Origin of the sequence: Rudaea sp., from assembly GCF_036383415.1 — a bacterium.
In the GTDB taxonomy this organism is placed as follows: Bacteria; Pseudomonadota; Gammaproteobacteria; order Xanthomonadales; family Rhodanobacteraceae; genus Rudaea.
In genome coordinates this window covers 1-7,094 of sequence record NZ_DASVOK010000168.1, presented here as the reverse complement: position 1 = coordinate 7,094, position 7,094 = coordinate 1, and the positions used below count along the sequence as shown (strand labels likewise).

The 7,094-nt window shown below is 64.6% G+C and carries 10 protein-coding genes; 1 reads left to right on the top strand and 9 read right to left on the bottom strand.

The annotated features are described in order from the left end of the window. Positions 1-158 precede the first annotated feature (158 nt). From VF497_RS06565 to VF497_RS06545, 5 genes are all read right to left on the bottom strand, one after another. Positions 159-914, bottom strand: coding sequence for a type II CAAX prenyl endopeptidase Rce1 family protein (locus VF497_RS06565; RefSeq protein ID WP_330886897.1), 756 nt, complete (start codon positions 912-914; stop codon positions 159-161). Next, entirely contained in the window at positions 911-1,108 is a 198-nt protein-coding gene (locus tag VF497_RS06560) for an Arc family DNA-binding protein (RefSeq protein ID WP_330886895.1), read from the bottom strand. Before VF497_RS06560 ends, VF497_RS06565 begins: the two co-directional genes overlap by 4 nt. A gap of 54 nt (positions 1,109-1,162) precedes the next feature. Continuing rightward, positions 1,163-1,429 carry a hypothetical protein gene (locus tag VF497_RS06555; RefSeq protein WP_330886892.1) on the bottom strand — a complete coding sequence of 89 codons (267 nt, stop codon included), beginning with the start codon at positions 1,427-1,429 and terminating at the stop codon, positions 1,163-1,165. Positions 1,430-1,444: 15 nt separating this feature from the next. After that, on the bottom strand, positions 1,445-2,311 hold the full coding sequence (locus VF497_RS06550) for an SPFH domain-containing protein (RefSeq protein WP_330886890.1): 867 nt from the start codon (positions 2,309-2,311) through the stop codon (positions 1,445-1,447). Between the two features lie 176 nt (positions 2,312-2,487). Continuing rightward, positions 2,488-3,927, bottom strand: coding sequence for a transglutaminase-like domain-containing protein (locus VF497_RS06545; protein ID WP_330886888.1), 1,440 nt, complete (start codon positions 3,925-3,927; stop codon positions 2,488-2,490). 97 nt (positions 3,928-4,024) lie between these two features. Here VF497_RS06545 and VF497_RS06540 point away from each other — a divergent pair, with 97 nt between their 5' ends. Continuing rightward, complete coding sequence (locus tag VF497_RS06540) at positions 4,025-4,333, top strand: hypothetical protein (protein WP_330886886.1); 309 nt, start codon at positions 4,025-4,027, stop codon at positions 4,331-4,333. A 1-nt stretch (position 4,334) separates the two neighbouring features. Here the strand turns inward: VF497_RS06540 and VF497_RS06535 are convergent, their stop codons facing one another. The 4 genes from VF497_RS06535 to VF497_RS06520 form a co-directional block, all read right to left on the bottom strand. Beyond that, positions 4,335-5,042: an arginyltransferase gene (locus tag VF497_RS06535; protein WP_330886884.1), complete on the bottom strand. Its 708-nt coding sequence runs from the start codon at positions 5,040-5,042 to the stop codon at positions 4,335-4,337. An 80-nt stretch (positions 5,043-5,122) separates the two neighbouring features. Then, positions 5,123-5,800, bottom strand: a complete 678-nt coding sequence (locus VF497_RS06530) for an HAD family hydrolase (RefSeq protein WP_330886882.1) — start codon at positions 5,798-5,800, stop codon at positions 5,123-5,125. 41 nt (positions 5,801-5,841) lie between these two features. Then, positions 5,842-6,237 (bottom strand): hypothetical protein, encoded by a 396-nt coding sequence (locus VF497_RS06525; RefSeq protein WP_330886880.1) that lies wholly within the window; start codon positions 6,235-6,237, stop codon positions 5,842-5,844. 87 nt (positions 6,238-6,324) lie between these two features. After that, a partial coding sequence (locus tag VF497_RS06520; protein WP_330886878.1) for an acyl-CoA thioesterase II occupies positions 6,325-7,094 on the bottom strand: 770 nt, incomplete at its 5' end.

Genomic DNA, 7,094 nt, shown 5'->3' with positions numbered 1-7,094 from the left:
CCCTGCGTGTCGCGACCGATGTGCGCCAGCCGTGCCGGCTCGCACACAATGCGCAGGCCGCGCACGCGACCGTAGTCGCGCGGTACGCCGAGGGCGAAGGCGCTTTCAATCAACGTGTGCGTATGGATGGAAGGTGCCGGTTGGGTCATGCGTGCATGCTAAAGCGAATGCGCCAGCGGCGCGACCACGTGCAGCACGAGATCGGCGCTGAAATGGGCGAGCATGGCGTGTTCGAGGCCGCGTTTGCAGTACAGCAAGCCGAAGGGGAGGCCGAGCAGGGCGTTGTAACCGATCACGCGTGCGACGATGCCGGCGTCGAGCGGAGCGAGTTTCGCCGCCAGCGGCAGATGGCCAGCGCCGAACAGCAGCGCGGCGGCGACGATCGCGATGGCCAGTGCCAGCGGTCGCTGCAGGCGCGCCCGCAGCAACAACCATGCGAGCAGGGTCAGCAGGAACAAGCGCAACTGGGTTTCCTCGACGATGCCGCCGTAGAGCGACGCGAGAGCACCTTGCCATGGCGCGGGTTCCGCAGTGTGCGCAGCAGCACCGGCAAGCGGCTGCCCGAAGCGTGTGACGAGGATAATCACGACCAGCCCGCCGAGCACACCGAGCAGGGCTGCGGCCAGCCAGTTCGCCGTCGCCGGCCGGGTGCGATCTGCATACAGCGTTGCCGCGAGCCACGGTGCGCCGAGGCCGAGCGGCGCGCCGAGCTTGAGCCCCGCCCAGGCGAGGAGGAAGCAGAGCACACCATTCACCACGAATTGTGCGGCGATCACGATCACCGGCGCGACCGGATACTTGTCGAGCCCGTGCGGCTGCAGTGCAAGCACGTAAGGAAGCAGCGCGAGCGCGGCGAGTGCCGACGCCGTGCCGATCAGCAATGCGGTGCGCAGCTGCGGCTGAGAAGAAGTCATGGGTCATCCGATTCGTCTGCAGGAGAGTCGGGTTTCGGCGCCTTCACGCGCCCGGCTTTGCGCAACGCGTCACGCAGCACGTACTCGATCTGCGCGTTGACGCTGCGCAGTTCGTCGTCGGCCCAGCGTTGCACGGCGTCGAGCACGTCGGCGCTTATGCGCAGCGGGTAGGCTTTCTTGTCAGCGGCCGACATGGAGGCTATGCCGGCGAGCCGACATTCGGATTATCTTTTCAGGTATGCAGCGCATCAGCCCTTTCCGCCCCAACGCCAGCGCGGCTTTTCGCCCTTGAGCCAGCAGATGACGGAAAGCGCGAAGGTCAGCAGCAGGACGTAGACCGTGAATGCGATGACGGACGTGGCGGTATGCGGTTGGCGCAGCAAGATGCCGGCACCGCCGATCGCGAGCAGAAAATATCCGGCGAGAACCAGCCAACCCTGCCATGCCACGGGCGGTCCCCACCCCCAGCCATAACGTTTCGCAGGAAACCATATTTCGCGCCGTTCGCTGTCCATGACGTTCTCCGGGGCTCAGTTGTAGAGGGTGCCCGTATTGACGATCGGCTGCGTGCCGCGTTCGCCGCAGAGCACGACGAGCAGGTTCGAGACCATCGCCGCCTTGCGCTCCTCGTCGAGCTGGACGATGCCGCGCTTGGACAATTGATCGAGCGCCATCTCGACCATCGTCACTGCACCTTCGACGATGCGCGTGCGCGCGGCGATGATGGCGCTCGCCTGCTGGCGCTGCAGCATGGCCTGTGCGATCTCGGGCGCGAAGGCGAGGTGGGTGATGCGCGCCTCGATTATCTTCATGCCGGCGCTGGCGAGACGATCCTGGATTTCCTTCTGCAGGTGATCGGAAATTTCGCTGCCGTGGCTGCGCAGCGACAGCGCGCCGGTGTCGTGCGAATCGTAGGGATAGCTCGTCGCCATCGTGCGCAACGCGGATTCGCTCTGGATATGGACGAAGTCCTCGTAGTCGTTGACCTGGAACAAGGCCTCGGCGGTGTCGACGACCTGCCAGACCACGACCGCGGCGATCTCGATCGGGTTGCCGTCGAGATCGTTGACCTTGAGCTTGGACGACTCGAAGTTGCGCACGCGCAGGGACACGCCGGTCTTGCTGTAGAACGGATTTGCCCAGCGCGGCCCGGCGTCGCGCACGGTGCCGACGTACTTGCCGAAGAACTGCAGCACCTTACCCTCGTTCGGCGCGACGGTGAAGAAGCCGCCGAGACTGACCAGGAGGACGATGCCAACCAGGATCGCGGCGACGATGCCCCACGGCGCCTTGTTCTGGATACCGTAAATCAGCCAGGCGATATCGGCGATCAGCAGTACGACCAGACCGATCAGGGCGGGAATGCCGGACGGCGCGGAAACGGAACGTTCGTTCATGGTGGCTTCTCCGATGGTTGAAAACAATGATATCAAAAAGATATCAAATTTTCAAGACATGAATGCAGCGCCATGCAACGGCAAAATCTCCGTCGATAATTCCCTTCAGAAACAATGAATAATGGCAATTCCCCAGAATCATCATGGGAAGATACGCCGCGCCCGGCAGGCGTCGATCAGGGCTGCAGTGGCTCGATCGCCTCCACGCGCGCGCGCCCGAGCGTGCTGAAACCCGCGTAAAACCGCCACGGATCGCCGCTGCCGGTGGACAAGGCGACATGCCCGGCATCGAAACCCTGCAGCGCGGCGTCGTAGCTGCGCCAGTGCCCGTCGACCCAGGCCTGTGCCCAAGCGTGTGGCACGAAGACGTTGCTCTTGCCCGCGTAGTGATCGATGTAGACGAGGCCGTCGACGACGCGTGTCGGAATTCCGATTGCACGACCGAGCGCGGCAAGCAGCACCGCGTGCTCGGTGCAGTCGCCTTCCGGATTTTTCGCCACCTCGAGCGCCGAGGCGTAGCCGACGCTGAGGTCCTTGGTGCGAATGAACCTGCGGACGAAGTCCTCGAGGTTCTGCATCTGCGCAGCGGGCGCCTTTGCTGCGCCCGCGCCTTCGCGGGCGAGCTTGATGATCTCGGGTGCAGCACTTTGCAGCCAGTCGTTCGGCTGCGTATCTGCAGCGGTGGGCTTGCCTTCGCGCGATGTTTCCGTGGATGCCGGCGCGATGCGCAGCTCGACCTTGCCTCCGGCCACCGCGGCGATTTGCTGTTCGTCCGTAGTGGCGAACTTGAGCGCCTCACCGCTCGTGTCGGTCGCGCTGACGAGGATGCGCATGCCCTTGGTGCGCTCGTCGGCGGTCAACGCACGCGGCGCGGCGAGCATCGTGCCGACGAGGATGTCGGACGCCTGGTTCGGCCCGGTCGCGCAGGCTTTCGAGCAAGCGAGCATGGTCAATTCGTAGCCCATCATCGGCACGAGCAGCTTGCGCACGCTGGAATCGGCCTCGACCCACGACACCGTTTTCGTCGGCGCATCGCCGAGCGCGATCGTCTGTTCGATGCGCACGAGTTCGCGCTTGCCGTCGGGCAGGTCTATCGTCTCGCGCGCGCCGACCCGCGAATCAACCTCGACCGCCTCGAGATTCTCGGCCTGGAACGCGAGCGTCTTGTAGCGCGTGCCGGGCGTGAATCCGTGCTTTTCCTCGGTCAGGCGCAGGCCTTCGGCGAGCAGCGCGCCCGGCGGCCAGGCCAGCGTGCGCGATTGCTTCGCGCCGCCGACTTCGGTCGTCACCTCGAGCTTGCCGTCCGCGCCGATCGTACCGGTCTGCACGTTTTCGATGCCGGAGATCTTGGTGCGCGACTCGAAGCGCAGCGGCTTGCCTTCGCGCGTCTCCTCGTCGCTCTCACTCGTGCTCAGCGCCACCTTGAGACCGGAGCGTTCGAGCTCGATCTGCATCGCCTGCATCGTGCGCACGCGCTCGCCATCGACGCTGCGCGTGGTGTGCATGCTGCCGATCTTGCGGCCGTCGAGCAGCACGCTCATCCAGGTGTCGTCGGGCGGCGCGGCATGCGCGGCGGCGAGCGGGAGCAGGGCGAGGAAACAGAGAAGGTGCGGCATGGATGGATGGCGAAGGGGGAGCGTCGAGAATACTGGACCGGGCAATGCCCTGTCGCGCTTTCGCTATACTCGAACGAATCGAACGAATGGCAACCACATGAACGATACGACCAGCTTCGCCGTGTTCCTGTTTCCACAGGCGATAGACACGCTCGGCGCGGTGATCAAGCCCTACCTCACCGACGTGCCCCCGGTCGGTCCGCACATCGTTTGCTCGGCGATCGATCCGGCCGGGCCGTTCTTCACCCTGACCGTGCAGGGACGCGACAGCGAAGGCAACGCGGTCGAGGCGGAGTTGATGCTGCCGCATTCGTTCATCCGCCTGGTCGTATCGCTGCACAGCGATCACGACTTCGGATTCGGGGTGCGCAAGAAGGCGCCGCCGCCGGTCGCGTCGCCAAGCTGATCTAGGAACTGGTCTTCCAGCCTTCGGAGGTCAACAACTCCAACGGCTTGAAGCGCGCCTTGTAATCCATCTTCGGGTGGCGTTCGATCCAGTAGCCTAAATACAGATGCGGCAGGCCGCGTTCGCGCGCGAGTTCGATCTGGCGCAGGATGGCGTGGGTGCCGAGTCCGCGCGCCTCGAAGGCCGGATCGTAAAAAGTATACACGGCCGACATCCCGGTCGTGGTGATGTCGGTGACCGCGACGGCACACAGCTCGCCGCCGGCGTCGCGCAGTTCGAGGAACGAGGTCGGGCTCCACGCCGTGTAGAGGAAGCGGGTGAAATCCTGTGGATCGGGGTTGTCCATGCCGCCGCCCGCGTGGCGCGCATCGAGATAGCGTCGGTACAGGCTGAAGTATTCGTGGCTGTAGCGTGCCGGCTCGACGCTCAGGGTGAGGTCGGCGTTGCGCCTGAGGTTGCGCCGCTGACTGCGGTCGGGTTCGAACTGCGCTACCGTAATGCGCGCCGGCACGCAGGCGCGACACTGCGGGCATTGCGGATGATAGACATGGCCACCGGCGCGACGATAGCCGCGCGTCAGCGCATGCGCGTACATGCGCGGCAGGTGCGGCGCGGAAGGGTCGATGACGAGATTCTGCGCCGTCCGCTCGGCGAAGTAGCCGCACGGGTGCGGCAGGGTCTGAAACAGGCGGACGGTCTCGGACTTCATGGGGGAATTCTACTCCACCCCCTCTTGTGCAAAAGCCCTACTTTCAAGGGGGAGAGGAAGTGCGGTACAGCGTCGGTCCGTCACGCCCGCGCCGCGACCTCGTCGATGTGCAGCAGCAGGTCGGCCGGATCGGCATAGACGCGGAACGCGCCGGCCTTGCTCAATTCGTCCTCGCCGTAACCGCCCGAAAGCAGGCCGACGCCGAGGCCGCGTGCGCGCTTGGCCGCGATCATGTCCCAGATGCTGTCGCCGAGCACGAGCGAATCGCGGATATCGACGCCGAGCCGTTCAGCCGCGGTCAGGAACAGGTCCGGGTCGGGTTTGGCGTACTTGACCTGATCGCGCGTGACCACGGTCACTTTGGCCGGGTCGATGCCGAGCGAGGCGAGGTTGGGCCCGGCGGTTTCCATGCGACCGCTGGTCGCGATCGCCCAAGGGTTGCCTTGTTCGGTGAGGTAGTCGAGCAGCTCGCGTGCGCCGGGCAGCGGACGCACGCTGGCGGAGAACTCCTTGTATGCGGCGGCATGGTTGCGGCGCAGGCGTTCGAGGCGCTCGGGTGTGGCGTCGAGTCCGGTTTCGCGCAGCAGGATGTTCGTGAACAAGCCGCCCGACATGCCGATCTTGCGGTGGATGCTCCAGACGGGAATGTTGATGTCTTCCGTATCGAGTGAGGTCTTCCAGGCCAGCACGTGCTGGTAAACGCTGTCGATCAGGGTGCCGTCGAGGTCGAAGAGAAAGGGAGTCTTGGTCCGGGACATGAGGAAAAAATCCTGTTGGAAAGCGCTGCTGCTGGCGACCGCTAAAATATCTTGATGATGCCCAGCCAGTTGAGCATCAGCAGCGCGACGATCGCGACGAGCAGCAGCGTGCGCATGTTCCAGATGAAGCGCGAGCGGCGCTGCTCGGGAGTGCGCTCTTTGCCGCGCGAGGCTTCCAGTTCCTCGGCATAACGCGTGGGTGGCTCGATGCCGACTTCGCGCAGCAGCGCGCGTGCGCGCGTCTGGTCATCCGAATGCACGACCCATACCTGCGCCCAGTCGTCACGGCCGGATTTCGACGAGTAGCTTGGCCCCTTGTAGTCGTGGCCCTTGTAGTTGCTGCGGTTCGTCACCGAGGTCTCGATGCCGGCCTCGCGCAGCAGCGCGACGACGCGGTCGACGTTCTCGTTGCGTGCTGATGTATAAATTTGCCTCATGGCGTGACGATATTAATTGAGAAGTGCGGCCATGGATGGCCGCTTGTTGATCTTGCGATCAAGGATGATCGTTTGTCGATCTCGACATTACTTGCCCTCCGCCAATCGCATCATGCCTTCCTGCGCAGTCGAAGCAACGAGGCGGCCGTCGGCGGAGAAGATCTGCCCGCGCGCAAGGCCGCGCGCACCCTGTGCAGTCGGACTGTCGAGCGAATAGAGCAGCCACTCGTCGGCGCGGAATGGGCGGTGGAACCACATTGCATGATCGAGGCTGGCGAGTTGCACCTTGCCGGTCAGCCAGGAGATGCCGTGCGGCAGCATCGCGGTGCCGATCAGGTTGAAATCGGAGGCGTAGGCGACCATCGCGCGGTGCAGCGTGGGCGAGTCGCCGATGCGGTCGACGAGGCGGAACCAGATGTGTTGCAGCGGTTCGAGCTTGCCGGGATTGAATTCGTCGCGCGGCTCGACATAACGCAGCTCGAATGGTCCCTTGCTGCCAAGCCAGCGCTGCAGTTTCGGCGGCAGCTTCTCGAGTTCGTCAGGCGAGAGGACCTTGCGCGATGGCAGCGAGTCGGCCTGCGGCACGTTCGGCATCGCGATCTGATGTTCGAAGCCGGGCTCGTCGATCTGGAACGAGACGGTGCAGTTGAAGATCTGCTCGCCATGCTGGATCGCGATCACGCGCCGCGTGGAGAAGCTGCGCCCATCGCGCGTGCGCTCGACGTTGTAGACGATCGGCGCGCCGATGTCGCCGGCACGCAGGAAGTAGGCGTGCAGCGAATGCGCGCCGCGATGGTCCTCGACCGTCTGCTGCGCGGCCGACAAGGCCTGCCCGAGCACCTGGCCGCCGAACACGT